This window comes from Fructobacillus sp. CRL 2054, from assembly GCF_028764065.1.
Classification (GTDB): Bacteria; Bacillota; Bacilli; order Lactobacillales; family Lactobacillaceae; genus Fructobacillus.
On record NZ_JACOFN010000001.1, the window covers coordinates 1 to 26250 of the forward strand.

Sequence of the window (26250 nt, forward strand, 5' to 3'; positions counted from 1 at the left end):
CAATGGCATCTTTGAATTCCTGTGAGTAACGTGGCCTTTTAGTCATGTGCTGATTTCCTTTTTAGTCTTGGGATAATTATACAGTGGACGATGCATAAAATCTGTCCATTTTATCAGCATACGAGCAAACTTGCAGAGTGTGCTTAATTGAAACGGTGTTGTCATCGTTCTTGTGCTTGAAAAGGTTTTTCCAAAGGTCAGACTTGTAGGTCCACTTTGTTGTTACCGTCTTTACTTGAGCATTTTCAACATTCGTCTTTTCATAGTTTGAAGTTGTCTTTGTTGCTTCGACAATCTTCTTTGTGTTTGGCACAAAGTGTGTGCTTGCTTGTGCATCAGATTCTGCATCCTTGTAAACCAAGACGTAGTTATCTGAGCCAATCTTCTTTACGGCAACCGCCTTCACAGGTGACTGTGCTGGTGTTGCAGAGTAAACCTGAGTGGTTGTTGTAACAGAAGTCTTTTCCATTCCAAAATGGTTGTCCATGTTGGCTGAAAGCAATCCGACTGAAACGACAGTCAGGACAGCGAAGATACCGCCCAATGTGTAGGCGACAACCTTGTTTCCAATCAAGAACATTGAGAGGAAAGTCAAAAGCGTTAATCCGGCAATAATCCAAATCATCATGTTACTTTTCCTCCTTCTTGTTGTCCTTCATGAAGAAGACAAAGACGAAACCAATTACGGCAAAAATCAATGAAATCAAGAAGGCAGTTTGGAAACCATCCATTGAAGCATTCAAGACTTTACCAGCGTATTGAACAGGGTCAGTCGTCTTCAATGAAGAGCTTGGTGTGTTGTTGTTAATCACGTTTTGCACGATTGATGTCAACAAGGCAACCACAACAGATGATGAAACCTGACGCAATGTGTTGTTGGCAGCAGTACCATCGGCACCCTTTTCATCAGGCAAAGCACCCATGGCGGCCGTCGTCAATGGCATCATAACCAAAGCGATTCCGGCCATACGCAAAGCGTAAAGAACTGAAACAACAACCGTTGGTGTCGTTGTATTCAAGAAGATGTAAGGAACAGTACCGAGAGTCAAAACACCAAATCCGAAGAAGCAGAGCATCTTAACGCCGACCTTGTTATACAAAACACCGGCAACTGGTGACATGAATCCCATGAAGAGGGCTCCCCACATCAACGTGATACCTGAATCCAAAGCTGAAAGGCCGCGGACGTTTTGCAAGTAAGTTGGCAACATCATTTCGACACCGTACATTGCCATCGTTGCCAACAAGAGGGCAACAGTTGGAATTGTAAATTCCTTCTTCATGAAGACGCGCATGTCCAAGAATGGCACTGGCAACTTCAATTGACGCCATACGAAGATGGCCAAAAGGATAACACCGGCTGCGATTGGCGCGATAACTTGTCCAAAGTCACCCCAACCCTGTGAGGCAACGTTAGTGAATCCCCAAAGGAAGAGTCCAAATCCGGCAACAGATAGAATAAGTGAAGCGTAATCCAGCTTCAACTTTTTTGTTTCCATCACGTTCTTCAACAAGAATGGTGCCAAAATCGTAGCAATCACAATGATGATGAATGGGATGATAAAGATTGAACGCCAGTTGTTTGAAAGGGTCATACCTAAGATGGTGTGATCCTTATCCAAAATCCAACCAGTCAAAGTAGGGCCAATGGCTGGTGACATACCAACAACCAATCCCATCATACCCATGGCTGCACCACGTTCCTCAGGCTTGTACATGTTAATGATCAAAACCTGCAACATTGGCATCATAATACCAACGGCCATGGCAGCGACAATACGTCCAGCCACGAACATCCACCACATATCCTTTTGCTCTGGTGTAAACATTGAAAGAGCCACACCAATCAAAAGTAGAACGTAGGCAACGATGTGTAAGATTTTCGTTGGTACTCGGTTAGCCAAATAGGCTGACAAAGGAATCATCATTCCGTTCACAAGCAAGAACCAGGTCGTTGCCTGCTGGGCCGTTGAAAGGTCAATGTTGAAGGCCTTCATCAAGGTTGGCAAAGCCGTTCCCAATGAAGTCTGCATCAAAGCACCTGACATGGCCGCAATCATCAAAACCGCAAGGATTAACCCACGGTTATATGGACGTTTTGCTTCCATAATATTTCTCCATTTCTATCTGGTACATTTTGTACCAGTTATTAACATTTAATATTCTAACAGGATATTTAACTGTGTCAATATGTACCAGTAAATTCTTTTTTCTGGTACAATGTCCCTATCAGTAGCTAGGAGAAATATCATGAACTACGGTCAACAAGAAAACGCACGAGTAAAAGAACAGATTGTCCAAGGACTCTTTAAAGAACTAGAGACAACACCCTTTTCTGAAATCCGAGTTGCTTCATTAATTAAATCCGCCGGCGTTGGCCGTACATCTTACTATCGAAACTTTAATAGCAAGGAAGAAATTCTTGATTATTACCTTGCGGAGTTACTAAATAAACGCAGGCAAACAAGCCAACTCCCCACTTGGACAAAGGATTCTGTTACCAATAATTTAGAAGATATCTTCGATTTTTTCTTAAAACAAAAAGAACACTTCTTACTATTATTTAACTCGGGACTTTCCTCTTATTTATTTGACTATTTTCGAAACATTCCTCAGAGTATTCCTGAAGAAAAGAGAAGTCATTTACCGAACCATAACCCCTACCTACTCCCCTTCTTTACCGGGGCTTTACCAGGCGTCCTGTTTGAATGGTTAAAGCGTAATAGCCCAGAAACACCTAAAGAAATGGCCACAATCATTACTAAAATGCTTCCTCCAGAAATCTTTGTGGATGAAAAGTAAAAACGAAAAAAGCGTGTTAAATCAACACGCTTTTTTTCTACACTATTTTTCAATCACTTGCCAATTTTCCGGCAGAATTAACTGATGCTTAATGGATACAATATTATCCTCTTCTTTTTGTTCAAAAAGGAAACGATAGAAATCCTATTTATAAGTCCATTTAACCGTCTTCGTTTGAACTTCAGCCGTTTTTACATCGGCCTTTTGATAGTTAGCCGAACTTTTAACAGCTTTCACTACTTCTGAAGTATCCGGAACAAAATGCTTTTTAGGCTGTTGATCTTTCTCGTAGTCCTTATAAACAAGTACATAATTCCCATCACCAATCTGCTTCACAGCCACGGCCTTGACAGCTGATTGATTGAGCAGCACAGAGTATACCTCATGGCTCGTTGTCGTCACTGACTTTTCCATACCAAAATGTTGCCCCATGTTTAAGGTCAGCAAAATCACCGCAGCGATAGCTAATAGTGAAAAAGTCGTACCCGCGATAATCTGTACCAACCGTCCATGAACAAAGAACCAGGAGAAAAAGGCTAGCACAACCAAGACTGCAATCATCCAAATTAACATTCATCATCCTCCTTTTTACCTTGAATCCAGAAAGTTAGGATAATTCCTAATAGAGCAATCACCATTGAAATCAGAAAGGCCACGCGAAATCCATCGAGTGAGGCATTGAGTACCATATCCGCGTATTGAAGCGGATCGGTCAATTTCAACGAATGGCTTGGTCGCTTAGTATTCACAATGTTTTGAACAACCGATGTTAACACCGCAACCACGATTGAAGCTGATACCTGCCTTAAAGTGTTATTCGCAGCCGTTCCATCCGCGTTCTTATCATCTGGCAGCGCTGCCATTGCAGCAGTTGTTAACGGCATCATGGTCAAGGCAATCCCAGCCATTCGAATGGCGTACAAAACTGAAATCAAGATAGTGGGCGTTTCGGCCGTTAGGAAAAGGTAGGGCAATGTTCCCAACGTAAGCATTGAGAAGCCGATGAATGCCAACTTCTTGATACCGACTTTATTGTACAAAGCCCCGGCAACTGGCGATAGGAATCCCATGAAGAGGGCTCCCCACATTAAAGTTATTCCAGATTTAAGTGGTGACATACCGCGTACATTTTGCAAATAGGTTGGCAGCATCATTTCGACACCAAACATAGCCATCATGGTTAACAATAACCCGATTGTTGAAAGGGTAAAGTTCTTGTTTGCAAAAACCCGCACATCTAGGAATGGCACTCGAAGTTTCAGCTGACGCCACACAAAGGCAAGCAATACCAATGCCCCAATAGCAATTGGCGCAATGACTGAACCAAAATCAGCCCAACCGTAACTAGCCACGTTGGTGAAGCCCCATAAGAATAGACCGAAACCAACCGTTGAAAAGAGAACAGAAGGCACATCTAAGGAAATCTTCTTGTTTGGCACCACGTTTTTCATCAAAAATGGTGTCAGTACGATGGCAATGAGAATAATGATGAGTGGAATCACAAACATCGAACGCCATGAATCTGATAATGTCCGCCCCAAGATACTGTGATTCTTATCCAAAATCCAGCCCGTCAAAGTCGGACCAATGGCAGGCGACATGCCAATGACCAAACCAAGCATTCCCATCGCTGCACCACGCTCGTTTTTACCGTACATATTCAGTACCACAATCTGAGAAAGTGGCAACATAATACCAACAGCCATGGCCGCTAGGATTCGACCCGCTAGAAACAACCACCAAAAATCCGCATTTTCGGGTGTCCACATACTCGTTAGGATACCCGCAAGTAGTAGCAGATAAGCCACCAGGTGCAGGGTTCGTGTCTTAATTCTTGTTGCTAAATAGGCGGATAGCGGTACCATCATCCCGTTCACCAACAAAAACCAGGTCGAAGCTTGCTGTGCCGTTGCCAAATCAATATCAAAAGCTTTCATCAACGTTGGCAGGGCTGTTCCAAGCGATGTCTGCATGAGTGCACCAGCGATTGCCGCGACAATCATAACGGCTAGAACGCCCTTTCGCTCCCTTTTTTGTTCATTCGTCATTTTATCCTCCTTAGAAAATGATGCATAATGTCTCATGAATAAAATCAATATACTCCTTATCTAAAAATGAGTCAATATGTATCATTCTATTTTTTCTGTTATACTAAGAAAAAATAAGGAGTACAAAAATGTCAGAGGCCCTACCCACAACGAAACAAAGCGTGAAGGATCAAATTGTAACAGGACTTTTCAAAGAGCTCGAAAGTCGTCCACTGTCGGAGATTCCAGTCGCTTCACTCATTAAAACGGCTGGGGTTGCCCGAGCTTCTTACTACCGTAATTTTTCAAGTAAAGAAGATATTCTAAATTATTATCTAGATCAATTATTGGGTAAGGACCAGGAGCCAAGCATCCCAACCGTTTGGACACGAGGAGAGGCAGCTGCAAAAATCGCTGATATTTTTAACGTTCTTGCAAGGGAAAAATCACGTTTCATTCTTCTCTTTCAATCTGGATTGGCTTCCTACGCCTTCGACTATTTTGATACATTTTCGAATCGCAACGGTATTGATAGCCCATTCCCATGGAAAGACGAATACAAACTCCCCTTCTACTCTGGCGCATTAACTTCCGTTCTCTACCATTGGTTACAGACTGGGGCAAAGCAGCCTGCAAAGGAATTAGCTGAACACTTTGTCAACTTGTTACCGGACACATTCTTTATTGATGAAAAATAAAAAGAGCAGTGCTCATTGCACTGCTCTTTTCTATTGTAGCTTTTCCTCATTTTTAATTAAAAAGTCAATGAAATACTGACTGGCAATCGGAATACTGGCTTTTTCACGGTAAACAATGGCAATGGGGCGCATAATTTTAGGAATCACTTCTTTCGCCACCACTTTAAAATTCGTTCGAGAAGAAACGAGTTCGGATAGAATCGAAATTCCCAATCCGGCCTCTACCATAGACATGATTGTGTAATCATCTTGAATTCGGTAGCGGATGTTTGGCTCCAGTCCCGCATTTTCAAAGGCAACCAGCGGTTCAGCGTAGCCCCCTCCTTCAACCAGAATAAAAGGATCATTGGTTAATTGCTCAATCGCCACCTTGTCCTGCCTGGCCAAAGGATGCCATTCCGGCAAAAAGGCCTTCATCTCAGTTTCATGCAGTACGACTTTGTTAAATCCATCCCCGTAATTTGCGGTCATTAATCCAAAGTCGACCTCCCCATTCTTCAACCAGGTACGAATCATCCCGTAATCACCCTGCTGCAGAACGAACTCAATGTTTGGGTACTTTTCTTGAAAACGCTTGAAGAGCGCGGGCAACCAGTAACAAGACACCGAGGTAATCGCTCCGATTCGAACCGTTCCGGTTTTCAACCCCTTTAATGAGGCCGCCCGCTCTTCTAAAGCCTGATACTGGCGCAGTGCCTGCACAACGTAGGGGTAGATTTCCTGGCCCTCGGCAGTTAAACTAACCCCGTTTCGGGAGCGCTTTAAAATCTGAATGCCAAACTCCTTTTCCATCCCCGCCACCATCTGTGAAACAGACGACTGTGTGTAACCCAGCACTTCGGCCGCCTTGGTAAAGGACTTCATTTCAATGATGGTTTCAAGTACTAAGAGTCGGTTCATTATCTATCGTTTTTCCTTATGTATACATTTTATTTATTAATTTTACTTATCGTAGTTTATCAATTATGCTAGTTAGTATCAATAAGAGAGGTATTCTAACATGAATATTTTTAAGAAAGAATCCGTTGCATCCTATATGCAAGCTGATTCAAAACTGAAGAAAACACTTCGCACAAAGGACCTGATTGGTCTTGGTATTGGTGCCGTTATTGGTACTGGTATCTTCATTTTGCCAGGTAACGAAGCGGCTTCCCACGCTGGCCCAGCCGTTGCCATCGCCTTCTTGTTAGCGGCCCTGGTTTCTGGCTTGGTCGGAATGGCCTACGCCGAATTTTCATCAGCCATGCCCGTTGCCGGTTCAGCCTACTCATTCGGTTCCGTTGTCTACGGCGAAATCGTCGGTTGGATTTTAGGCTGGTCATTGATTCTAGAGTACTTCCTGGCTGTATCAGCCGAAGCAACCGGATTTGCCGCCTACTTCAACAACAACCTGCTATCTGCGGTAGGAATTAACCTACCAAAGGCATTGCAGGCTGGTCCAATGGAAGGTGGGGTTATTAACCTGACTGCCGTTGTGATTGTGCTTGTTATCGCAGCTATCATTATGCGCGGTTCTGAGATGTCAACAAAGGTCGAAAACTTTGCCGTTGTTGTTAAAGTTGCCATCATCATCCTTTTCATTGCTGTTGGTATCTTCTACGTGAAATCTGACAACTATGCCCCATTCTACCCATCAGAATTCCATGGCGCTCCATGGGGCATGGGTGGAATCTTGACTGCCGCAGCCACTGTCTTCTTTGCCTTTATTGGTTTCGATGCCTTGGCCGCTAACTCAGCCGAAACAATCGATCCAGGAAAGAACGTTATCCGTGGAATTCTTGGAACGGTTGCGATTGCCGTTGTTCTTTACGTATCATTCTCATTCGTTTTGACTGGTATCGTGAACTACAAGGACCTTGGTGTCGATGATCCTGCCGCTTTTGCCATGCAGGTTATCCACTTAAACATGTTTAACAAATTGATTACTGTTGGTGCCCTCTTCGGTATCTTCACGGCCATGATGACGATGTTCATCGGTGGTTCACGTCTTGTTTACGCCCTTGGACGTGATGGACTACTCCCTAAGTCAATGGGTAAGGTTTCAAAGAAGCAGGGTGTTCCTGAAAACGCCATCATCGTGGCCACTGTTGTTCAGGCCGTCTTCGCCGGTCTTGTACCACTTGCTCAATTAGCTTCACTAATTAACGCTGGAACATTGATTGCCTTTGCCTTTATCTCATTTGGTATTATTCTTCTCCGTCGTCGTAAGGACATTAAGAATGACGGATTCAAGATGCCATGGTACCCATTCCTACCAATCGTTGCTGGATTATGTACCATTGTCTTGATCTTCATGCTACCAAGCATCACGAAGATTTCAGTAACCATCTGGTTGGTAATCGGATTTGTCTTCTACTTTACTTATGGTATTCGCCATTCAAAGTTGCAACAAAAAGACTAATTATTAAGAGTCGCACCCATTCGAGTGCGACTTTTTATTTTATTTTTTAAATTTTTTTACTAAATTCAACAGAAAATTTCACTCTCATAAAAGTCCTTTAAACATCATAAAAGTAAGATTTATCATTTATTTTTAATAAAGACAAAGCTCAAAAACCATTGATATATTTATATTTTCGTTTAAATAAAGCTTGCATTATGAAAAAAGCCTGCCTATAATTAAGCCAACCTTAAAACAAAGCACCGATTAGGAGAGTAGCTTTAGATTCCATTCTCAGGAAGCTTACGTAGGACTGCGAGTAAGCAATGGATCTTCTGTGAACCACACCTAGGAGCGTGCAGGCGAACTTTAAGTAGTCTGCAACGATTTGTACCCGTTACCGTACTAGGCGTCTTTGACGTCTTGAGGTTGGGTCAGCGATGACTCGACAACTATGAGGTGGAACCGCGTTCTTTATCGCCCTCTAAGCACTAGCTGTGCTTAGAGGGCTTTTTTATTTACCTGGAGGAATAGATTATGTCAGAAATTGGAAATTACTTGCCGACCATCCTGTCCGGCTTAAACATGACACTGGGTGTCTTCTTCGTTACCATTATCGGATCAATTCCGCTTGGTATCATTGTCGCATTAGCCATGCGTTCTCAATACTTCATGCTCCGTTGGTTTGTCAACGGGTACATCTGGATTATGCGAGGCACGCCATTGCTGCTTCAGTTAATCTTCGTCTACTACGGACTGGGCATGATTGGCATTACCTTCTCCCGTTTCAACGCGGTGGCCTTTGCCTTTATCATCAACTACGCCGCTTACCTAGCCGAAATCTTCCGAGGTGGTATTCAAGCCATTCCGCAAGGCCAGTTTGAAGCAGCGCAAGTTCTTGGTCTAAGTAAGACACAGTCTTTCTTCAAAGTCATCCTGCCACAAGTTATCAAGATTGTTGTTCCCGCCTTTGGTAACGAAGTTATCAACCTGGTCAAAGATACTTCCCTTGTCTACGTCATTGGATTGGGCGACATTCTACGAGCCGGAACAATCGCCGCCAGTCGTGACGTTTCCCTCATTCCTTACTTAATTGTTGGTGTCGTTTACCTAATCATGATTGCCATTGTCACTCTCGCCCTACGGGCAAGCGAAAAGAAGCTTAACACTTGGAGGTAAGCAGATGATGAAACTAAAAAATCTGAGCAAGCAATATGGTGACAATGTCATCTTCAAGAACCTTTCCTTGGAACTCAAGGACGGTGAAATTTTAACCGTCATGGGTCCTTCTGGAATTGGTAAAACAACGTTGATTAAAGTCCTAACCGGACTCGAAGAAGCCGAGGCCGGCCAGGTAGAAATTAACGGCAACGAATACGAAATCGGTGACCCTGCCATCAGCGAACAAATCGGATTGGTCTTCCAAGATTTCAACCTCTTCCCCCACTTAACGGTAAAGGAAAACATCGCATTGGCCCCAGTATTGGTTAAAAAACGTGCTAAGCAAGAAGTTGACCAAAAAGTTAACGAACTGCTTAAGCAGCTGGGTATCACCGAACAAGCTGATTTGTATCCCTATCAGCTCTCCGGTGGCCAAAAGCAACGTGTCGCCATTGCTCGTGCCTTGGCGATGAACCCTGAAGTGATTATTTACGACGAACCAACTTCTGGTTTGGATGAAAAATCAACGGAACAGGTTGAAAAGATTATGCTGGCACTGAAGAAAGAAGGCGTTAGTCAAATGGTTGTCACCCACGACCTGCCATTTGCCGAAAAAGTCGCCGACACCAACTTTGATTTTCTTAAGGAGATAGAAAATGAAAAAAACAAATAATAAGAAAAAAGTAACGGTCAACGCCATTATCGGCCTTGTCCTCATCGCCATCATCGGTTCCGTATTCTTCTTCATGAAGTCTGGATCAGATAACGGTTCTTCCGGACAAAAGGACCAATGGTCACGTATTGAAAAGAACAAGACCATTACCATTGGTTTGGACGACACCTTCGTTCCAATGGGATTCCGTGACAACTCCGGTAAGATTGTCGGATTCGATATCGATTTGGCTAACAAGGTCTTTGCTAACCTCGGTATCAAGGTTAAGTGGCAACCAATTGACTGGTCAATGAAGGAAACCGAATTGAAGACCGGTAACATCGATGCCATCTGGAACGGTTACTCAAAGACGGCCGAACGCGCCAAAAAGGTTAACTTCTCAAAGGTTTACCACACAGCTCCAATTTGCTTGGTAACCAAGAAGTCAGCAAACATCAACAAGTATTCCGACATGAAGAACAAGGTTTTGGGCGTTCAAACGCAATCATCCCCTGAAACGGCTTTGAACAACCAGCCTAAGGTTTTGAAGCAGTACATCAAAGACCAACAAGCGGTTGGCTACGATACATTTGACAAGGCCTTCGACGACTTGAACTCAGACCGTATCACAGGTATCTTAGTCGATGAAGACTACGCCCGCTACTACTTGAAGCAGCAGGGAACGCTCGATAACTACAACATCATTGATGGTCAGTTCGAATCAAACGGCGATGTCGTTGGTTTCCGTAAGAGTGATAAGACACTCCAAAAGAAGGTTAACGAACAACTCGAAAAGCTTGAGAAGAACGGCTACATGAAGACGATTGAAAACAAGTGGTTCGGATAATTAATTAAAATATCTCAGTGCAGCTAAAAATGCCCTACCAAATTGGTAGGGCATTTTTTCTATTTTATAAATAAAGGACGGATTATTCTTGACTCAAATACGCTTGTACGGTTTCTAAGAAATGGTGAAAGGCGACTTTGGCCAGTTCGGGCTGATCAATCAGCAAATTATGTCCCGTTTGGTTAAGGAGAAAGAGCTCTCCCATTTCACTTTGCTGCACTAGCTGGCACTGTTCTTGATAGCCGACAATCTGATCGTTCTTGCCAACCATCATTGTAAGGGGAATCTGATAGTCCCTTTTCTGTAAAATCGGCTCTTCTTCCAAGGTGTAATGTTCATGCAGTTTCACCAAATAAGAGTGATTAATGGCGGCCAATCCCGGCAGAATCATTTTCTGGTACTGCTCCCAATGTTCCTGACTAACCTGAACGTTCATCTTTAAGAAAGCATCATAAGAAGATTCATTTTCATCAACCTGCACTTCATCGACAAAGACATTTTGGTGTTTCGCCAGTTTGCGTTTGGCCTTATCCGCCATCACCACCGGCCCTGTTAGAAAAAGACCAACCACCTGCTCAGGTAAACGATTGGCTAGCGCTTGTGCCAAGTAACCACCGTATGAATGACCGTAAACGGCAAAGGGTTGGTCGCCAATAATTTCATGAATCGCTTCAATCAGTGCCCGTAAGACGGCTTCCGAAGATGCTGCTGTCGTTGGTGCGCTTTGCCCCATCCCCGGCAAGTCGAGATAGACCCGTTGCCAATTCGAAGAGCGCATGAAGGGCTCGAAAAACAGCGAAGTCGAACGCTTATCGAGGGCCATCCCATGTAAGAAAACAATTGGGGTACCAGCACCAACCACCGTATAGTCAATTAAATTACTCGTCTTCATCTTCTTTTCCCTACTTCATTCATCATCTTTTACCCAGTTTAACATAAGCAATCTTCTGACTTTTATTTAAAGTAAGGAAAAAGGAGTTCATTCGACCTTTGACAAAATATCAATCTCTTCCTTAATAAATGCTCTTCAACCAGACTTTTTAAAGAACAAAAATTTAATTTTCGTTTGATACTCATTTAATTTTAATATAGGCATTCTATTTTAAACTTAATTTATCCTACTGAAGGAGGCAAGTCTTTTGAAAAAACTATCTTTCAAAAAAACTGACTGGTATCTGACCGGTATTCTTGTCCTCGCTGCATTTTTATACGGCTGGGGAATCTGGGACGCGGGCTCTGCCAACTCATACTATACCGCCGCGATTACGTCGATGACGCAGTCCTGGCATAATTTCTGGTACGGGGCCTTTGACCCGGCCGGCTTCATCACAGTTGATAAGCCACCAATCGCCCTCTGGTTCATGGCCATCTCGGCTAAAATCTTCGGAGTACACGGCTGGTCAGTCGTCCTCCCTTCCGTCTTGGCAGGAATTGGGTCGGTTGCCCTACTTTACAAGCTCATCACCCCTAAGTTCGGCCCATGGGCTGGCCGTCTAGCAGCTTTGGTCATGACCTTGACACCAACCGTTGTTGCCAACTCACGTACTAACAACATGGATGCCATCTTGGTCTTCTCCCTACTCTTGGCGGTTTACACGCTAACAAGAGCTGTCGCCAAGAAGAAGTTCTGGTTAGTGCTCCTAGCATTTGCCATTATCGGGATTGCCTTTAACATCAAGATGTTGCAGGCCTTCATGATTCTACCAGCCATGCTTGTCTTCTACTGGGTTGCTATCAAGCTTCCATGGAAGAAAAAAGTCGCCTGGTTACTAGCAGCTATGGCTTCCCTCGGTATCTTCACCGTTGCTTACCCAGCAGCCGTTGATTCCGTTTCAACTTCAAACCGTCCTTACATTGGTTCATCTCAAACGAACTCCTTAATGGAACTAGCCTTTGGCTATAACGGAACAGAACGTCTCTTAGGGCAATCCACCGGTACTGGTGGTTCATTCTCCGGTATGGGCGGAAAGAACGCTAAGAAGTCTGGTTCAAACGGTACTGGTAATGGTGCCCCTACAGGTACTAAGCCATCCGGTTCTAAGAACAGCACGACGAATACAAATAGCAACAACGGCCAGGCTCCAACTGGCAATGGTCAAGCGCCAACAGGTTCAAACAATAAAAACAGCAACAACGCTCCTACCCCACCATCTGGTAACAGCAAGGGCCAAGCACCATCTGGATCAAATGGCTCGAAATCAGGTAACGGTGCACCAAGTAAGCCATCCGGTTCTAAGAACGGTGGACCTGGTGGCACTAAACCATCTGGTAAGATGGGAAACCCTGGTGGCGGTAAAGGTGGCAAGGGCGGCATGGCCGGCGGTGGTAACTCAGCGTTCGCCATCGGAACAGCCGGTCCATTCCGTCTCTTCCAATCCGACCTTGGTTCACAAATTGGCTGGTTCCTCCCATTCGCCTTCCTAGGTATGGGTGCTGGCTGGTGGGCTTTCCGTAAGAAGGGCGGCAAATGGTACAGCATCTCTGAAGAACAAGCAGACGTCCTTCTCTGGGCAGGTTGGTTCGTTCCTGTCTACGGCTTCTTCTCAGTGGCATCCTTCTTCCACCCTTACTACACCATCATGTTGGCACCTGCAATTGCTGCTTTGACAGCTATCGCCGCAGTCGCAATCGCTAAGATGGTCAAGGAAGGTGGCAAGAAGCAGGGCTTGATTGCGAAGTCCCTTCTGGCTCTGACACTTACCGGAACAGCCGCATTGCAGGCTTACTACGCTTGGTCATACTACCCAGTGGCCGGTATTATCATTCTTGTTCTCGCCATCGCTATCTCTGCCCTCTGGTTCGTTAACAAAGTCGTGAACAACAAGTTGAAGATTGCACTCTCCATCGTTGTCGTCGCACTACTCTCTGGATTCTGGGCATTGACACCAACGTTGTCACACAACTCAGCAGCCATCCCCGCTGCTAGTCCTTCCCTTCTTTCTTCCCGTGGCTCATCCGACATGGGTGGTCAAGTTGATTCAGAACTCTTGGCTTACACGAAGAAGAATCAAGGTTCAGCTAAGTACCTCTTTGCAACAACCGATTCCAACTCCGCTTCCGGCTACATCATTAAGTCTGGTAAGGCTGTCATGGCATTGGGTGGTTACAACGGTACTGATCCAACCATGACGCTATCAGAGTTCAAACAATTGGTTAAGTCAGGACAGTTGAAGTACTTCGTCCTTGGTAACACCAAGTCATCAACCGGCGACATCTCAAAGATTCTCGCCTGGGTCAAGAAGAATGGTAAGCAAGTAAGCTACTCATCATCTTCATCTAAGTCATCGAGCCAATCATCCGGCATGACTGGCGGCATGGGAATGGGCGGTCAATCCGGCAGCTCAACCTTGTACGATCTCTCGGCTGCATTTAAGTAATTCATTTTAAAGAAAGGAGCTCGCCATGCTCACACAAGTTAAAAAGGCACCCAAGTTAGCACTAATCCTTCCCGCTTATAACGAAGAGGAAATGTTCAACCACACGGTCGCCAAATTACAGAGCATCAAGGAAAACTTGATTCAAGAGAATCGCATTGCGACCGGCTCCTTCATTCTAATTGTTGATGATGGCTCAAAGGATCAAACCTACTCCATCATGCAAACGCTGGAAGGTGAAAACAACGACGTCTTCATCGTTAAACTATCCCGTAACTTTGGACACCAGCCAGCCTTAATCGCTGGTTTGACCGAAGCAATCAAGTTAGCTGATATCACCATTACCTTGGATGCCGATTTACAAGATTCTCCCGAAATCATTGGTCAGATGGTAGATAAGTACCTGGAAGGAAACGAAATCGTATACGCCGTTCGTTCTTCCCGGCAAACCGATACCTGGTTCAAGAAAAACTCAGCCCTAGCCTTCTATAAAATGGCCGATTGGCTCGGTATCGAAATGGTACCAAACCACGCCGACTTCCGGCTCATGTCAAAGGTTGCCGTCCAAGCACTCTTATCCATGCCAGAGCGAAACCTCTTCTTGCGAGCCATGGTTCCCCTACTAGGTTATAAATCCGATAAGGTCTACTACGAGCGGGCCAAACGTGAAGCCGGTACTTCGAAATATCCATTAAAGAAGATGATTAACTTCGCGGTTGATGGCATCACGTCCTTCTCCGTCAAGCCTATCAAGTTACTCTTCAACTTAGGACTTGTAGTCTCATCAATTGCCGGTATTGAAATTGCCTACACAATCATTGAGAAACTGATTGGTAACCCAACCGCTGGTTGGTCGTCACTCATGATTTCCATCTGGCTCCTCGGTGGCTTAAACCTAATGGCCATCGGTGTCATCGGAACTTACGTTGGTAAGGTCTTTACCGAAGTTAAGTCACGCCCCCTCTTCCGTATTGAAGCCGAAACCGGTGTATTAGCATCTGCCAGCCCGGAAGGAAGTTCAAACGAACGGTTAATCACCGTTGCCGAACAACCAATCGGCGCCCCACACATTGCGAGTAGCAATCAAAGCAACTGGTACAAACGAGCCCAGTAAATAAGAAAAAGGACGTCCCCACTCTTTTGGGGGCGTCCTTTTTTACTTCATAAATAAAAAAAGGCAAGCAGATGCCTGTCTTTTTAATCGACCAAAGGATCATTATCGTTTACCGGTTGAACCGCAAAAGTTTTAATCTGTTGGTAGCACTGTTCCATGAAGGCTAAGCGCTTCTTTTCATCGTTTACCCAACGTGCGCCACCCATAATGTGGACTTTCGCCATTTTGATACCTGATAGTCCCAAGATATCTCTCTTCCAACGAGTGACAATACCACCATACCGGCGATGGTAATAAGCCGGATCATCGGCTGTCATAAAGAGACTGGCCTTTTTACCCTTCAAGAAGCCAGTAACCCTTAATGGCCCCATGCGCTCATAAGCAAAGCTAGGCATCAACGCGCGATCAATCATCCCCTTCAAAATTGAAGGTTCGGCGCCCCACCAGACAGGGAAAAAGAAACAGATATGGTCAGCCCATAGGATCTTTTGCTGTACTTGGTTAATGAAACCCTGTTCTTTCATATGTATTCGATAACCATAGCGAAGAACCGGGTCAAAGTCGGCAATCGCTAAATCAATAATTTGGACACTCATCCCATCATGACGTAAGGTTTCGTACGTGTGAAGGGCATTTGAATGAGTGAATGATTGGTCATCCGGATGCCCTTGGATGATTAATATGTTCATTGGTACTGCTCCTTTTTTCCATTTAGGAGCTGCTTGTATAAATGACGCGGTAAGCAACTCAAATACATCAAACTATTTCAATATACCACAAAAACATTACTTTTATTTCAAAAAGCAACGTACATAATATTACAGATTTCTAAAAACAAAAACAAGCGACAGATGTGTTACATTAGAATAATATTATATAATTTTATCAGTACAGCTTTATATTGATTTCATGTATACTCAATAGGTTGCTAATATTAGCGAAACAATTAAAAAAGGAAAAAATAATGTTCATTCAATCTCACAAAGCAAAGACCCTCTATCGCACCTTGTTAGTGATTATTGGAATCGTCGGTGTCTGCATCAATACCAAACTCAGCCCCGCTATGTTTCTTTATTACACCACCCTCTCAAACGTGCTCTGCATCCTTTACTTCATCTATGCACTAGCACAATCCGGTAAAGTGTTAAACGAGAACGTTAAAGGCGCCGTTACACTCGCCATTACAGTCACCATGTTAATCTACTGGGGTGTCTTAGCACCCTATTCCTTCCACATGGATAGCACACTCGATTACTGCGGAACCTTCATGGTCCACTTAATTGTCCCTTTGATGGTTATCTTCGACTGGTTCCTCTTCGACCAAAAGGGAAACTTTTCTAAGAAAGCGCCTCTCTACTGGTTGTTGATTCCACTTATCTACTACGTCTTCACGGTTATCGCCGCACAATTTAAGATTGTCTACCCACTTTCCGGCAATCACTATCCCTACTACTTCATCAATAACGAAATGATTGGCTGGGGAATGGTCGCCGTCTTCGTTTTCGGCCTAACCCTCTTCTTCCTCATCTTCGGCTACCTTTTCTACGCCTTAGATAAGAAACTAGCCAAATAAATACAAAAAGACCAGTAAACAAAATGTTTACTGGTCTTTTTATTTATTTATCAATATGAAAGTTATCCTGGTGTTCAATAACTAGGCCTTCGTGCTGTTTCAAGTAATCCAATAGTAAGGTAGTTAACGGCTCTGAGTAGCGCTTGACGACTTTTCCCTTAGAAAAAACTTCGTTTCCTGCACCGGTTGCACGATAATTATTAACCGCAACCGTGTAGGTCTTTTCGGAATCAAAAGGCTGACCCTTGATGTCTTCAATCGTTACCCGCTCGCCTTCTGGCTTCGTTAGGTCAAACCGGTAATTTAATCCCGACCAAAGATCGTAGTTATAATCCTGCTTTTTTGGATAGTAATAAGGCTTGCTAATCATCACATCCCCATCCTGAAGGGTGAAGTAACCAGCGTTAACTTCCAAGGCCGTTTTCAACTGTTTCCCAGTCAGCGCAATATCCACCAAGGTGTTGGGGAATGGATAGTTTCCTAGCAATTCGCGACGAGTTACATCCTTATGAAAACCAGGCATCTCATCGTTAAAGAGTGCCGTTGCCGAAAGGTCAGCCCCCGTTGCATCCAGCTGAACCTGGTTAATTAAATCAACGAACGCATGCCCTTCCTGCCGAGCTTTTGGAACATAACCCAAAGTCATATCAGCACCCAAAGAAACAATCACTTCATCCAACCACTTATCCAAGTCTGCCTTCAAATTAGCCGTTTCACTCACAAGCTGAGCCTTCTCAGGCCAGTTCGCTGTCTTGATTAAGCGGGAGGCGGGCAGTTCAACAGAATCGTCCGCTGCTTGATCCGTGCCAGCATCCAAATCCACTGTCAACTGGCCAACCGTTTCTGCTCGATAACCTGGTTGGCTAATTGGCACCCCATTATAAACACCGGTTAGCAAACGGTGCTGGTGACCGGTTACCAAGGCCGAAACCCCTGGAATTGCTAGGAGTTCGTTTCCTTGGTTTTCACCAGTTTCCTTTTCCAAAACCGCCCCAGTATCAAGGTCCCGTGAAAAGCCGCCGTGGTAGGCAATCAAAACGGCATCGGCCTTTTTCTGCAGTTTTGAAACGAGGCGTTTAGCGACTTTTACAGGGTCTTCAAAGAAGAGCCCCGGAATGTTTTCAGGGCGTTCCCAGTTTGGCACGTACTTGGTGGTTAAACCAATCACCGCAACCCTCTTGCCCTTCTTTTCATAGATTTTATAGGCTTTTCCAATAAATGGTAGATTGGTCGTCGCATCCAAAACATTGGCGTTCAACAGGGAATCATCATCCTTAAAGATGCTCTCCAAGTATTCACGACCATAGTTAAACTCGTGGTTTCCCAAAATACGAGCATCATAACCCATTTCCTGTGGAATAGTCTCGAAAACCTTGGACTTATCCACCGCTACGTTAGCCAAATAAGTTCCCAAAGGAGAGCCCTGAATGAAGTCCCCGTTTTCAATCTTTAGAACAAAGTCGCCTTCGGCACGGGCGATACTTTCAATCACCGACATGGTTGAGGCAGCACGGAAAAGGCCGTATGGCTTAATCGCATCCTTATCAATAATATTACTTGCCCACCAAAAGGTGTGGCTATCAGATGTTGATAATACCTGTAATTTCATGTCTTTCTCCAATCAAAAAGCAGGCCAGCCAACCTGGCCCCTGCTTTTAAATAACCTTTACTTCAATAATTGTTTACGGATTGTTCCGGATAACCAATCGATAACCGTCACCATGACGACAATACCAATCAAGATAATCCCAACACGTGACCACGAACGCGTTGACAGTGCGAAAATCAAAGGCGCACCGACACCACCAGCACCAACAATACCAAGGATGGAAGCGGAACGAACCGCGATTTCAAAACGGTAAAGGGTGAAGTTAATGAATTCTGGCATAACAGTTGGTAGCGTTGCCCAGTTCAAGGCATCAAAGCGGTTACCACCGGCTGAAATAATGGCTTCTTCAGGTCCACGATCAATGTTTTCAATCGCTTCTGAGAAAAGCTTTCCCATCATTCCAATCGAGTGAACACCCATTGCCAAGACACCAGCAAAGGCGCCTGGTCCAACGGCCTTTATGAACATAATAGCCAACACCAATTCAGGGAAAACACGGATAACCGTCAAAACGAACTTTCCAGAAGAAGAACGCACTGAGAACTTCTTAGTCGTCCGTGCTGCCCAAAAGGCGAATGGCACAGCGATAAAGGAAGAAATAATCGTTCCGAGGAAAGCAATGGCCAGCGTTTCAATCAAAGCTGAAACCAAGTCTTCTCCGTGTCCTGAATAAACGTATGACCAGTCTGGGTGAAAAAGTCCTGAGAAGATTGAACCAAGAATCTGTCCAGCAGAAGACTTAATACCAGAGAATTGAATACCTGAGAAAGCCCAAATCACAATCAGCAATACGATTAATGAAATGATGTATGGACGACTTTGCTCATAAAATGAACGTTTCTTTACCATCATGACAAAGCCTCCCGTAGTTTATTCGATAGTGCATCAACCAGAACAACAACCACTAGAATTCCTAGAATAACCACTGCTGTTCGATCGTAACGGAACATTTCTAGGGTCGTGTTCAAGTAAAGTCCAATTCCACCGGCACCAAGGTAACCAAGCACGGCAGAAGCACGGACGTTGATTTCCAATGTGTAAAGGAAGAAGGACAAATACTGGTTCAAGACCTGTGGGATGACTGCGAAAACAATGACTTGGTTGCGGTTACCACCGGCAGCACGCATCGCTTCGATTGGCCCTTGGTCAACCGTTTCAATCGCTTCGTAAAGCAACTTAAACATCATTCCGAAAGAGAACACTGACAAGGCGCAAACCCCTGACAACGCACCAATTCCGACAACGGCAACAAAGAGCGCTGCCAAAAGCATTTCAGGAATCGAACGGACCAGGTTCATAATAAAGCGAACCACGCCACGGACGTATGGATTCCGGACAATGTTAGAGGCTGACACGAGGGCAACTGGAATGGCTGCCACACAACCAATTAAGGTTCCAACGATGGCCATTTGAATGGTCTGAAGGAGTGGCGTAATAATGTCGGGAATGTAAGACCAATCCGGATTAGCCATCTTAGCCCAGAGATCAAAGAACTGCTCAGATGAAAAGTCCTGACCAACCCCCGTTGCTTGTGCCGAAAGAATCACCGCAAAGACGAGTAGCAAGAAAATAGTAAAGCCAATGACGTGCCATTCCTTCATCATTGGACGTTTTGGTATTGATTGTTTCATCAATCTTCCTCCACATCGTTGCCAGCTTCAACACTGCTGTCGTCTCCTGCTTCACGATAAATTTCCTTGAAGTCGCGCTTATCGACTTCTGCGATTGGCTTATCGTAAATAATACGGCCTTCCTTCAAACCGACAATTCGGCTTGAATACTTCAAAGCCAAACCGATGGAGTGAACGTTTAAGATGATAGTCATCCCATCTTCTTCATTCAATTTCTTCAAATCATTCATTACCAACTTTGTCGTCTTAGGATCCAAACCAGAAACTGGTTCATCCGCTAAGATAACAGATGGTTCCTGCATCATCGCACGGGCAATTCCAACACGTTGTTGTTGACCACCAGAAAGATCGCGGGCCTTAACGTAATACTTATCGAGCAAGTTAACACGGGCCAGGTTTGTCTTCACCATTTCCTGGTCTTCCTTTGTGAAAAGTCCAAGAGCAGCCTTCCATGCTGGATAGTAGCCGACGCGTCCGGACATGACATTACGATAAACAGAAGAAGTCTTGACCAAGTTATAATTCTGGAAAATCATCGCTGTTGAACGGCGAATCTTATGCAGCTTATTTCCCGTTGCCTTCGTGATATCCTGCCCATCAATGAGAATTTCACCGTCAGTAACATCATGTAAACGGTTAATGGAACGGAGAAGCGTTGACTTTCCGGAACCTGATAAACCAACAATCATGACGAATTCGCCCTGTTTGATGTTTAGGTTGATGTCCTTCAATCCTACTGTACCGTTTGGATACACTTTCGAGACATTCTTGATTTCAATGTTGCCCTTTTTTTCAGTCATAACTTCCTCTTAGTTGTCAGATTTCAAACTGTCCTATACCGCACAAAATGGCCGTCCACCATTGGTGGCGACCATCTTGGCCCAATTAGTCTTTATTGCATTTTCTGAAGTTGGCTCTGGTACTTACGTACAATATCAAAGTTTGAATCCTTTGAATCAATTACGCCATCCCATGAGTAGACGTCGTGCAAAACTTGCTTTCCTTCGTCCGTCTTTGAAATCTTTTCCATGGCCTTCTTAATCTTTTCAGAATCTGAAGAGCTGACACCCTTACGAAGTGAAATGGTGTCGTTTGGAATACCACTCGTTGTGTAAAGGATACGAGTCTTATCGAAGACGTCCGGTTGATCCTTCTTTACAATGTTACGTGCGTCACCGAAGATAAAGGCGGCATCCGTATCACCGTTCAATACTGAGAGGACACCTTGATCGTGACCCTTTACTTGAACAAGGGTTGAGTCCTTAATGACGTTCACACCCTTCTTGTTTAATTCAACGGCTGGGAAGATATATCCCGCATCCGAAGTAGGACCTTGAACGGCAATCTTCTTGCCCTTCAAATCCTTCACTGACTTAATGTTTGAATCCTTCTTAACGATAACCATGGCATCATAGTTATCAACTAGCTTATCAGTCTTATCACCAGTGTTATCATTCTTAACACCGTAACGAGCAGCTTGCAAAATCACCTTTGCACCGTACTGCTTGTGTGCCATGACGTAGGCATCTGGTGACAAGAATCCCATGTCGACCTTCTTGGCACCCATCGCTTCAATCACTGAGTTCGTGTCGGTTGACAATGACACGTGCACTGGAATACCCAGTTGCTTACTCAACAACTTTTCAAGTGGCTTAGCCTTGGCTAGCAAAGTATCTGACTGAGATGAAGGGATGAACTGAACGTTCAACTCCTTCAAATCCATCTTAGAACTTGACTTTCCTGAATCCGATTTCTTTCCACCAGAAGTAAAGGCAAAGAAACCACCAACAGCGATAATCAACACTGCAACAGCAACAAGAAGTTTTTTCATTTTTCCGTTTTTCTCCCAATAAGCAGACAATTAACAAAATAATTCGCATTTTAACGATTATAGTTAATCAAGAACACTCTTCATTCGTTACGAGTCAAGTATCTCTCATTTTCAGATTCCCTTCAATATAAATTTTAAACTTTATTTAATCTACAACCGAACATTAAACGAATTTTATATAATTTAAAGTAAAAAGCCGAACATTCACCCAACAAAAAAGCACCACCTTCACGGCAGTGCTACATTTTCTAATCTTTTTTCTTCAATGGGACCCCATAATGAGACAGGATCGTTTTCAAATAGTCGACTGGACTTTGTCCAAGCAAATCATTGTCCTGCTTTGACAAGGTCACGTTGGCAAAGTCATTCTCGGGCATCCCCTTAAAATGAATGGCAAAAGTCTGACTATAGTCGGACTCAAACTGAGTAAAGTACTTTTGGATATCTTTAAACTCCGCTTCTAGATAATCATCGTTGTCATCATCCCCTAGAATCAGTAATACTTTCTGGTTAGCTTGATCAACCCAAAGGCCATCTCCTAGGTTCAAGGCTTGATTCTGCTTAAAGAGCGTTTCAACTTGGTTCAACGAGCGCTTAAATGGATGGTTTGGCTTCTTTTGCCTGGCCATGCTTGGTTGGTCATCATGAACTGTCTTAGGTTCTTCATTGGTTCTTGAAAAATGCTGTCCCTGCTGTTCGGACTTTTCAGACCGCTGTTTCTTGACGAAATAGGAGATTCCCCAAAGCACCGCGATAAGCAAGAGGATTGGCAGCAGGTGGGTAAAGATAAACACAACCCCCAATATAAGCAACAAAATAAGTAAAATTGCCGGCATCCAAGTTAGGAATACAAAGCAAAGATAAAGAAGGAAAATAAATAAAATTAGGAATGAAAAGAGAATCATCAGGTACGTCCTTTCTTCTGTTGAAAGTATTTTAGCACTCTTAATTCGTAAGTGCTAGTTTTTTATAAAATATTTTTTGGAAAAGAAAAAAGGTCTAACAGTAATACCTTCCAGTACTACTGCTAGACCTCACAATGGATCTGAGGGGAGTCGAACCCCTGTCCAAACCGCCCGCCACGCCAGCGTCTACATTCATAGGGCAATCATTGTTACCGCAACCAAAGCAGCCATTGTCCAGAACTTGACTTTGGCTGGGATCGAATTGGGTTTAAAGGGCAAGGCGCCGACATCGTCTTACACTCGAGCTAACCATTTATAAGAGCAAAATCCACCATGTTAGCCTAACGGACATGCCCACGTGTCACTGGTTTTTAGGCAGCGACAGCGTAAGAGTTATTGTTTTTTGCAGTTAAATAGTCTGCCTGCTTTACGCCCAGACGGCGGAATGCAGCTAGCGCTCGAAACAGCCTGTCGAATTCCGGGACAGACCCAAATAAAAAGCACTAAGGATAAAATCCTTAGTACCATTATAACATCTTCCTTCTCTCAAGAAAGCCCTTCTCTTGCTTAGAAAGCGCGGTAGCGTGCACGACGTGCCGCAACGATTTCTTCGCCAGACATTTGCTGCATCTGCTTGAATTCTTCATCAAGCTTATCCTGCATGCCTTCAAAAATCTTGGCATGGTGGCGACCCTCAGGGATAATCTGGTCGATGACATGCTTCTCTAACAAGTCACTGGGCGTGATTCCCATGATGGCGGCCGCTTCATCAGAACGCTTGGCATCCTTCCAAAGGATGGAAGCGAAACCTTCTGGTGATAGGATTGAATACGTGGCGTTTTCAAACATCCAAATTTGGTCAGCAGTAGCCAAAGCCAATGCACCACCTGATCCACCTTCTCCGTAGATGATGGCAATCATTGGTACCGTCAACTTCATTGACTCAAGAATGGAATTCGCAATGGCCTCTCCTTGCCCTTGCGCTTCAGCATCCTTACCCGGGAAGGCCCCAGGCGTGTTAATCAATGTGATAATTGGACGGTTAAACTTTGCTGCTTGCTTCATCAAGCGCTGGGCCTTACGGTATCCCCAAGGCTCTGGTGAGCCGTTACGCTTTGAAATCTTATCTTGGATGTCCGTTCCCTTATCAATGGCGATAATTGTCACAGGGCGTCCCTTCAAACGACCAATTCCACCGATAACGGAAGAATCATCGGATGACAAACGGTCACCGTGTAACTCAACGAAATCACTTACCAAACCGTTGATCAATTCCCGTGCCATAAAACGGTCTTCACGGGACTTCTTCACGATTTCGGCTGGATTAACATCCTTTTGGAACATCGTTTTAATGAAATCAAACATCGGCTACCTCCTGCTTGTGCATTGAAACAATCTTTCCAATCATTTCTGCCATATTCTGACGAGGTACAATCTTATCCACAAAGCCGTTCTTCAAAAGCGTTTCAGCACGCTGGAAGTCCTTCGGTAGCTTTTCATGAATGGTTGATTCAATCACTCGGGCACCGGCAAATCCAACCAGGGCGTGTGGTTCTGCTAAAGTCACATCCCCTTGCATGGCAAAGGAAGCGGTCACACCACCGGTCGTTGGGTCAGTCAAGACAACCAAGTAAAGCAAACCGGCTTCTTGGTGTGTGGCAACAGCTCCAGAAATCTTAGCCATCTGCATCAAGGAATTAATTCCTTCTTGCATACGGGCACCACCAGAAGCGGTAAACATGACAACAGGTAATTGATTAGCCGTTGCGTGTTCAAAGAGGCGAGTAATCTTCTCACCAGTCTTTGAACCAAGTGACCCCATCATGAAGTATGAGTCCATGATACCGAGGTCAACCTCTTCGCCAGCAATCTTACCAGAACCAGTCAAGACTGATTCGTTCATGTTTGTTTGCTTCTTGGCACGGTCCAACTTTCCTTGATAACCAGGAAAATCCGTTTGGTCAATTGTTAGGTCCGCATCAAACTCAACGAAGTCCGTTGCAAAAAGTCCCAAACGTTCGCGTGCCTGCAAACGGAAACCATAGTTACACTCAGGGCAGACACGGTAATCCCCAAGTTGCTTGTTATAAATCTGAGTCCCACAGTATGGGCAGGCCAAGAAAAGGCCATCAGGAATTCGATCACGAACGGCGTCCGTCACCTTAATTTTAGTATTATCGACTTTATTGTCAGATGAAAACAATTCCATATCGTCTGGGCTACGCCCACTCCTCTCTTTATGGGTAGTTACACTACCGTTGAAAAGATTTTACTGTTCTTCTGCCAATGAGGCTTCCCATTCTGGCAAGAACTTGTTTTCTAAGTACTTCGTCGTGAACTTGTCTTGAAGGACACCCTCGTCCTTCAACAAAGCCTTTTGGAAGTTCTTAGAAGTTGCGACACCGGAAACTGAAGTTTCATCGATGATACGAGCCAACTTCGCAATTGCTTCTTCACGAGTATCATCGTGAGCAATCAACTTAGCGATCATTGAGTCGTAGAAAGGTTGAATCATATCGCCGTTGTAAAGGGCAGAATCGATGCGGACACCAGGTCCACCAGTTGGCAAGAAGACAAAGTCAACCCGACCAGCTGATGGTGCGAACTGTGCTTCAGGCTTTTCCGCCGTCAAACGCATTTCGACAGCGTGACCTTGAATCTTAACGTCTTCTTGTTTCAAAGGTAATTCTTCGCCAGCCGCTACAAGAACCTGCAAGCGAACCAGATCAAGGCCCGTCACCATTTCAGTAACCGGATGTTCAACTTGAATACGAGTGTTCATTTCCATGAAGAAGAAGTTTCCTTCTTGGTCTTGTAAGAACTCAATCGTTCCCGTGTTTTCGTAATCAATTGCGTTAACAGCCTTCGTCACCACATCAACCATGTCGGCACGCATTTCAGGTGTCATGGAAGCGGCAGGTGATTCTTCCATCACCTTTTGGTTACGACGTTGCAAAGAACAGTTACGTTCTGGGAAACAAACGACGTTACCAAATTGATCACGGATGACCTGCATCTCAATGTGACGGCAATCCAGCATCACCTTTTCGATGTACATATGGTCATCCCCATAGTTCATCTTGGCTTCAGTCTGGGCGTTGGTAAAGTTTTCCTGCATTTCTTCATCGTGGTAAATGAAACGCATTCCCTTACCACCACCACCGGCAGCGGCCTTCAACAAGACTGGGTAGCCAATTTCGTGGGCAACTTCAAGTGCTTCGTCAACGTTGTGAATGTACCCCAATGAACCAGGAATAACTGGTACGTCGGCCTGACGCATTTCGTTACGGGCGTGTTCCTTGTTTCCCATCAAATCAATGGTTTCAGGACGTGGACCAATCCACTTAATGCCCACATCGCCAACCATTTCGGCGAAGAGATCGTTTTCTGAAAGAAAACCGTAACCGGGGTGAATGGCTTCAGAACCTGTCAAAACGGCAGCTGAAATCACATTTTTCATGTTGATGTATGAATCAACTGGCTTAGGGCCACCCACACAAATTGCTTCATCAGCGATTTGTACGTGTAGCGAATTCTTATCCGCCGTTGAGTAAATGGCTACCGTTTTGATACCCATTTCCTTCAAGGTACGGATAACTCGCACCGCGACTTCACCACGGTTTGCTACCAATACTTTTTTGAACAT

The 26250-nt window shown here is 44.5% G+C and carries 25 protein-coding genes, 1 other RNA gene and 1 other annotated feature; of the genes, 9 read left to right on the forward strand and 17 right to left on the reverse strand.

Annotation, left to right across the window (positions count from 1 at the left end):
- Positions 1–76: 76 nt before the first annotated feature.
- Together H7198_RS00005 and H7198_RS00010 are read right to left on the reverse strand one after the other, a co-directional pair.
- Positions 77–628, reverse strand: a complete 552-nt coding sequence (locus H7198_RS00005; protein ID WP_274457561.1) for a DUF4811 domain-containing protein — start codon at positions 626–628, stop codon at positions 77–79.
- Position 629: 1 nt separating this feature from the next.
- Complete coding sequence (locus H7198_RS00010) at positions 630–2108, reverse strand: MDR family MFS transporter (protein WP_274457565.1); 1479 nt, start codon at positions 2106–2108, stop codon at positions 630–632.
- A gap of 142 nt (positions 2109–2250) precedes the next feature.
- On the opposite strand from H7198_RS00010, the gene H7198_RS00015 reads away from it, so the two are divergent.
- Complete coding sequence (locus H7198_RS00015; protein ID WP_274457567.1) at positions 2251–2802, forward strand: TetR/AcrR family transcriptional regulator; 552 nt, start codon at positions 2251–2253, stop codon at positions 2800–2802.
- 144 nt (positions 2803–2946) lie between these two features.
- On the opposite strand, the gene H7198_RS00020 is transcribed toward H7198_RS00015, so the two are convergent.
- Together H7198_RS00020 and H7198_RS00025 are read right to left on the reverse strand one after the other, a co-directional pair.
- Positions 2947–3375: a DUF4811 domain-containing protein gene (locus H7198_RS00020; RefSeq protein WP_274457569.1), complete on the reverse strand. Its 429-nt coding sequence runs from the start codon at positions 3373–3375 to the stop codon at positions 2947–2949.
- A complete protein-coding gene (locus tag H7198_RS00025; protein WP_274457570.1) occupies positions 3369–4850 on the reverse strand; it encodes a DHA2 family efflux MFS transporter permease subunit in 1482 nt (493 codons plus the stop codon). The genes H7198_RS00020 and H7198_RS00025 overlap by 7 nt, the downstream gene beginning before the upstream one ends.
- 128 nt (positions 4851–4978) lie before the next feature.
- On the opposite strand from H7198_RS00025, the gene H7198_RS00030 reads away from it, so the two are divergent.
- Positions 4979–5527 carry a TetR/AcrR family transcriptional regulator gene (locus H7198_RS00030; RefSeq protein ID WP_274457573.1) on the forward strand — a complete coding sequence of 183 codons (549 nt, stop codon included), beginning with the start codon at positions 4979–4981 and terminating at the stop codon, positions 5525–5527.
- A gap of 30 nt (positions 5528–5557) precedes the next feature.
- On the opposite strand, the gene H7198_RS00035 is transcribed toward H7198_RS00030, so the two are convergent.
- A complete protein-coding gene (locus H7198_RS00035) occupies positions 5558–6427 on the reverse strand; it encodes a LysR family transcriptional regulator (RefSeq protein ID WP_274457575.1) in 870 nt (289 codons plus the stop codon).
- A gap of 100 nt (positions 6428–6527) precedes the next feature.
- Between H7198_RS00035 and H7198_RS00040 the strand changes: the two genes are divergently transcribed.
- The 4 genes from H7198_RS00040 to H7198_RS00055 all read left to right on the forward strand — a co-directional run bounded on the left by H7198_RS00040 (position 6528) and on the right by H7198_RS00055 (position 10567).
- Positions 6528–7928, forward strand: a complete 1401-nt coding sequence (locus tag H7198_RS00040; protein ID WP_274457577.1) for an APC family permease — start codon at positions 6528–6530, stop codon at positions 7926–7928.
- Positions 7929–8161: 233 nt separating this feature from the next.
- Positions 8162–8395, forward strand: a binding site (T-box leader).
- Positions 8396–8444: 49 nt separating this feature from the next.
- On the forward strand, positions 8445–9086 hold the full coding sequence (locus H7198_RS00045; protein ID WP_274457579.1) for an amino acid ABC transporter permease: 642 nt from the start codon (positions 8445–8447) through the stop codon (positions 9084–9086).
- A 4-nt stretch (positions 9087–9090) separates the two neighbouring features.
- The gene (locus H7198_RS00050; protein ID WP_274457581.1) at positions 9091–9741 is read left to right on the forward strand and encodes an amino acid ABC transporter ATP-binding protein; all 651 of its coding nucleotides are present in this window, start codon (positions 9091–9093) and stop codon (positions 9739–9741) included.
- Positions 9725–10567: an amino acid ABC transporter substrate-binding protein gene (locus H7198_RS00055; protein ID WP_274457583.1), complete on the forward strand. Its 843-nt coding sequence runs from the start codon at positions 9725–9727 to the stop codon at positions 10565–10567. The genes H7198_RS00050 and H7198_RS00055 overlap by 17 nt, the downstream gene beginning before the upstream one ends.
- Positions 10568–10649: 82 nt before the next feature.
- On the opposite strand, the gene H7198_RS00060 is transcribed toward H7198_RS00055, so the two are convergent.
- Positions 10650–11459, reverse strand: coding sequence for an alpha/beta fold hydrolase (locus H7198_RS00060; protein WP_274457585.1), 810 nt, complete (start codon positions 11457–11459; stop codon positions 10650–10652).
- A gap of 247 nt (positions 11460–11706) precedes the next feature.
- Between H7198_RS00060 and H7198_RS00065 the strand changes: the two genes are divergently transcribed.
- Positions 11707–13944 carry a glycosyltransferase family 39 protein gene (locus tag H7198_RS00065; protein ID WP_274457587.1) on the forward strand — a complete coding sequence of 746 codons (2238 nt, stop codon included), beginning with the start codon at positions 11707–11709 and terminating at the stop codon, positions 13942–13944.
- A gap of 25 nt (positions 13945–13969) precedes the next feature.
- Entirely contained in the window at positions 13970–15055 is a 1086-nt protein-coding gene (locus H7198_RS00070; RefSeq protein ID WP_274457589.1) for a glycosyltransferase family 2 protein, read from the forward strand.
- Positions 15056–15138: 83 nt separating this feature from the next.
- Here the strand turns inward: H7198_RS00070 and H7198_RS00075 are convergent, their stop codons facing one another.
- On the reverse strand, positions 15139–15744 hold the full coding sequence (locus tag H7198_RS00075) for an NAD(P)H-dependent oxidoreductase (protein ID WP_274457591.1): 606 nt from the start codon (positions 15742–15744) through the stop codon (positions 15139–15141).
- 275 nt (positions 15745–16019) lie between these two features.
- Between H7198_RS00075 and H7198_RS00080 the strand changes: the two genes are divergently transcribed.
- Positions 16020–16628 (forward strand): Pr6Pr family membrane protein, encoded by a 609-nt coding sequence (locus H7198_RS00080; RefSeq protein WP_274457593.1) that lies wholly within the window; start codon positions 16020–16022, stop codon positions 16626–16628.
- Positions 16629–16671: 43 nt separating this feature from the next.
- Here H7198_RS00080 and H7198_RS00085 read toward each other — a convergent pair whose 3' ends face one another.
- The 10 genes from H7198_RS00085 to H7198_RS00130 form a co-directional block, all read right to left on the reverse strand.
- Positions 16672–18237 carry a bifunctional metallophosphatase/5'-nucleotidase gene (locus H7198_RS00085; RefSeq protein ID WP_274457597.1) on the reverse strand — a complete coding sequence of 522 codons (1566 nt, stop codon included), beginning with the start codon at positions 18235–18237 and terminating at the stop codon, positions 16672–16674.
- A gap of 57 nt (positions 18238–18294) precedes the next feature.
- Positions 18295–19089, reverse strand: a complete 795-nt coding sequence (gene phnE / locus H7198_RS00090; RefSeq protein WP_274457599.1) for a phosphonate ABC transporter, permease protein PhnE — start codon at positions 19087–19089, stop codon at positions 18295–18297.
- Positions 19086–19868, reverse strand: a complete 783-nt coding sequence (phnE, locus tag H7198_RS00095; protein WP_274457601.1) for a phosphonate ABC transporter, permease protein PhnE — start codon at positions 19866–19868, stop codon at positions 19086–19088. Before phnE (H7198_RS00095) ends, phnE (H7198_RS00090) begins: the two co-directional genes overlap by 4 nt.
- The gene (gene phnC / locus H7198_RS00100; protein WP_274457603.1) at positions 19868–20668 is read right to left on the reverse strand and encodes a phosphonate ABC transporter ATP-binding protein; all 801 of its coding nucleotides are present in this window, start codon (positions 20666–20668) and stop codon (positions 19868–19870) included. The genes phnE (H7198_RS00095) and phnC overlap by 1 nt, the downstream gene beginning before the upstream one ends.
- A 92-nt stretch (positions 20669–20760) precedes the next feature.
- Positions 20761–21699, reverse strand: coding sequence for a phosphate/phosphite/phosphonate ABC transporter substrate-binding protein (locus H7198_RS00105; RefSeq protein WP_274457605.1), 939 nt, complete (start codon positions 21697–21699; stop codon positions 20761–20763).
- A gap of 248 nt (positions 21700–21947) precedes the next feature.
- Positions 21948–22493, reverse strand: a complete 546-nt coding sequence (locus H7198_RS00110) for a hypothetical protein (RefSeq protein ID WP_274457607.1) — start codon at positions 22491–22493, stop codon at positions 21948–21950.
- A gap of 243 nt (positions 22494–22736) precedes the next feature.
- Positions 22737–23095: a transfer-messenger RNA gene (ssrA, locus tag H7198_RS00115) on the reverse strand.
- Positions 23096–23171: 76 nt separating this feature from the next.
- The gene (accA, locus tag H7198_RS00120) at positions 23172–23969 is read right to left on the reverse strand and encodes a carboxyltransferase subunit alpha (protein ID WP_274457609.1); all 798 of its coding nucleotides are present in this window, start codon (positions 23967–23969) and stop codon (positions 23172–23174) included.
- Positions 23962–24813 (reverse strand): acetyl-CoA carboxylase carboxyltransferase subunit beta, encoded by an 852-nt coding sequence (locus H7198_RS00125; RefSeq protein ID WP_274457611.1) that lies wholly within the window; start codon positions 24811–24813, stop codon positions 23962–23964. The genes accA and H7198_RS00125 overlap by 8 nt, the downstream gene beginning before the upstream one ends.
- 60 nt (positions 24814–24873) lie before the next feature.
- The gene (locus H7198_RS00130; RefSeq protein ID WP_274457613.1) at positions 24874–26250 is read right to left on the reverse strand and encodes an acetyl-CoA carboxylase biotin carboxylase subunit; all 1377 of its coding nucleotides are present in this window, start codon (positions 26248–26250) and stop codon (positions 24874–24876) included.

Excerpts from the sequence above, each read along its gene's own strand:
- H7198_RS00005 (WP_274457561.1), bottom strand. The coding sequence starts at position 628 with ATGATGATTTGGATTATTGCCGGATTAACGCTTTTGACTTTCCTCTCA.
- H7198_RS00010 (WP_274457565.1), bottom strand. The coding sequence starts at position 2,108 with ATGGAAGCAAAACGTCCATATAACCGTGGGTTAATCCTTGCGGTTTTG.
- H7198_RS00015 (WP_274457567.1), top strand. The coding sequence starts at position 2,251 with ATGAACTACGGTCAACAAGAAAACGCACGAGTAAAAGAACAGATTGTC.
- H7198_RS00020 (WP_274457569.1), bottom strand. The coding sequence starts at position 3,375 with ATGTTAATTTGGATGATTGCAGTCTTGGTTGTGCTAGCCTTTTTCTCC.
- H7198_RS00025 (WP_274457570.1), bottom strand. The coding sequence starts at position 4,850 with ATGACGAATGAACAAAAAAGGGAGCGAAAGGGCGTTCTAGCCGTTATG.
- H7198_RS00030 (WP_274457573.1), top strand. The coding sequence starts at position 4,979 with ATGTCAGAGGCCCTACCCACAACGAAACAAAGCGTGAAGGATCAAATT.
- H7198_RS00035 (WP_274457575.1), bottom strand. The coding sequence starts at position 6,427 with ATGAACCGACTCTTAGTACTTGAAACCATCATTGAAATGAAGTCCTTT.
- H7198_RS00040 (WP_274457577.1), top strand. The coding sequence starts at position 6,528 with ATGAATATTTTTAAGAAAGAATCCGTTGCATCCTATATGCAAGCTGAT.
- H7198_RS00045 (WP_274457579.1), top strand. The coding sequence starts at position 8,445 with ATGTCAGAAATTGGAAATTACTTGCCGACCATCCTGTCCGGCTTAAAC.
- H7198_RS00050 (WP_274457581.1), top strand. The coding sequence starts at position 9,091 with ATGATGAAACTAAAAAATCTGAGCAAGCAATATGGTGACAATGTCATC.
- H7198_RS00055 (WP_274457583.1), top strand. The coding sequence starts at position 9,725 with ATGAAAAAAACAAATAATAAGAAAAAAGTAACGGTCAACGCCATTATC.
- H7198_RS00060 (WP_274457585.1), bottom strand. The coding sequence starts at position 11,459 with ATGAAGACGAGTAATTTAATTGACTATACGGTGGTTGGTGCTGGTACC.
- H7198_RS00070 (WP_274457589.1), top strand. The coding sequence starts at position 13,970 with ATGCTCACACAAGTTAAAAAGGCACCCAAGTTAGCACTAATCCTTCCC.
- H7198_RS00075 (WP_274457591.1), bottom strand. The coding sequence starts at position 15,744 with ATGAACATATTAATCATCCAAGGGCATCCGGATGACCAATCATTCACT.
- H7198_RS00080 (WP_274457593.1), top strand. The coding sequence starts at position 16,020 with ATGTTCATTCAATCTCACAAAGCAAAGACCCTCTATCGCACCTTGTTA.
- H7198_RS00085 (WP_274457597.1), bottom strand. The coding sequence starts at position 18,237 with ATGAAATTACAGGTATTATCAACATCTGATAGCCACACCTTTTGGTGG.
- phnE (WP_274457599.1), bottom strand. The coding sequence starts at position 19,089 with ATGATGGTAAAGAAACGTTCATTTTATGAGCAAAGTCGTCCATACATC.
- phnE (WP_274457601.1), bottom strand. The coding sequence starts at position 19,868 with ATGAAACAATCAATACCAAAACGTCCAATGATGAAGGAATGGCACGTC.
- phnC (WP_274457603.1), bottom strand. The coding sequence starts at position 20,668 with ATGACTGAAAAAAAGGGCAACATTGAAATCAAGAATGTCTCGAAAGTG.
- H7198_RS00105 (WP_274457605.1), bottom strand. The coding sequence starts at position 21,699 with ATGAAAAAACTTCTTGTTGCTGTTGCAGTGTTGATTATCGCTGTTGGT.
- accA (WP_274457609.1), bottom strand. The coding sequence starts at position 23,969 with ATGTTTGATTTCATTAAAACGATGTTCCAAAAGGATGTTAATCCAGCC.
- H7198_RS00125 (WP_274457611.1), bottom strand. The coding sequence starts at position 24,813 with ATGGAATTGTTTTCATCTGACAATAAAGTCGATAATACTAAAATTAAG.
- H7198_RS00130 (WP_274457613.1), bottom strand. The coding sequence starts at position 26,250 with ATGTTCAAAAAAGTATTGGTAGCAAACCGTGGTGAAGTCGCGGTGCGA.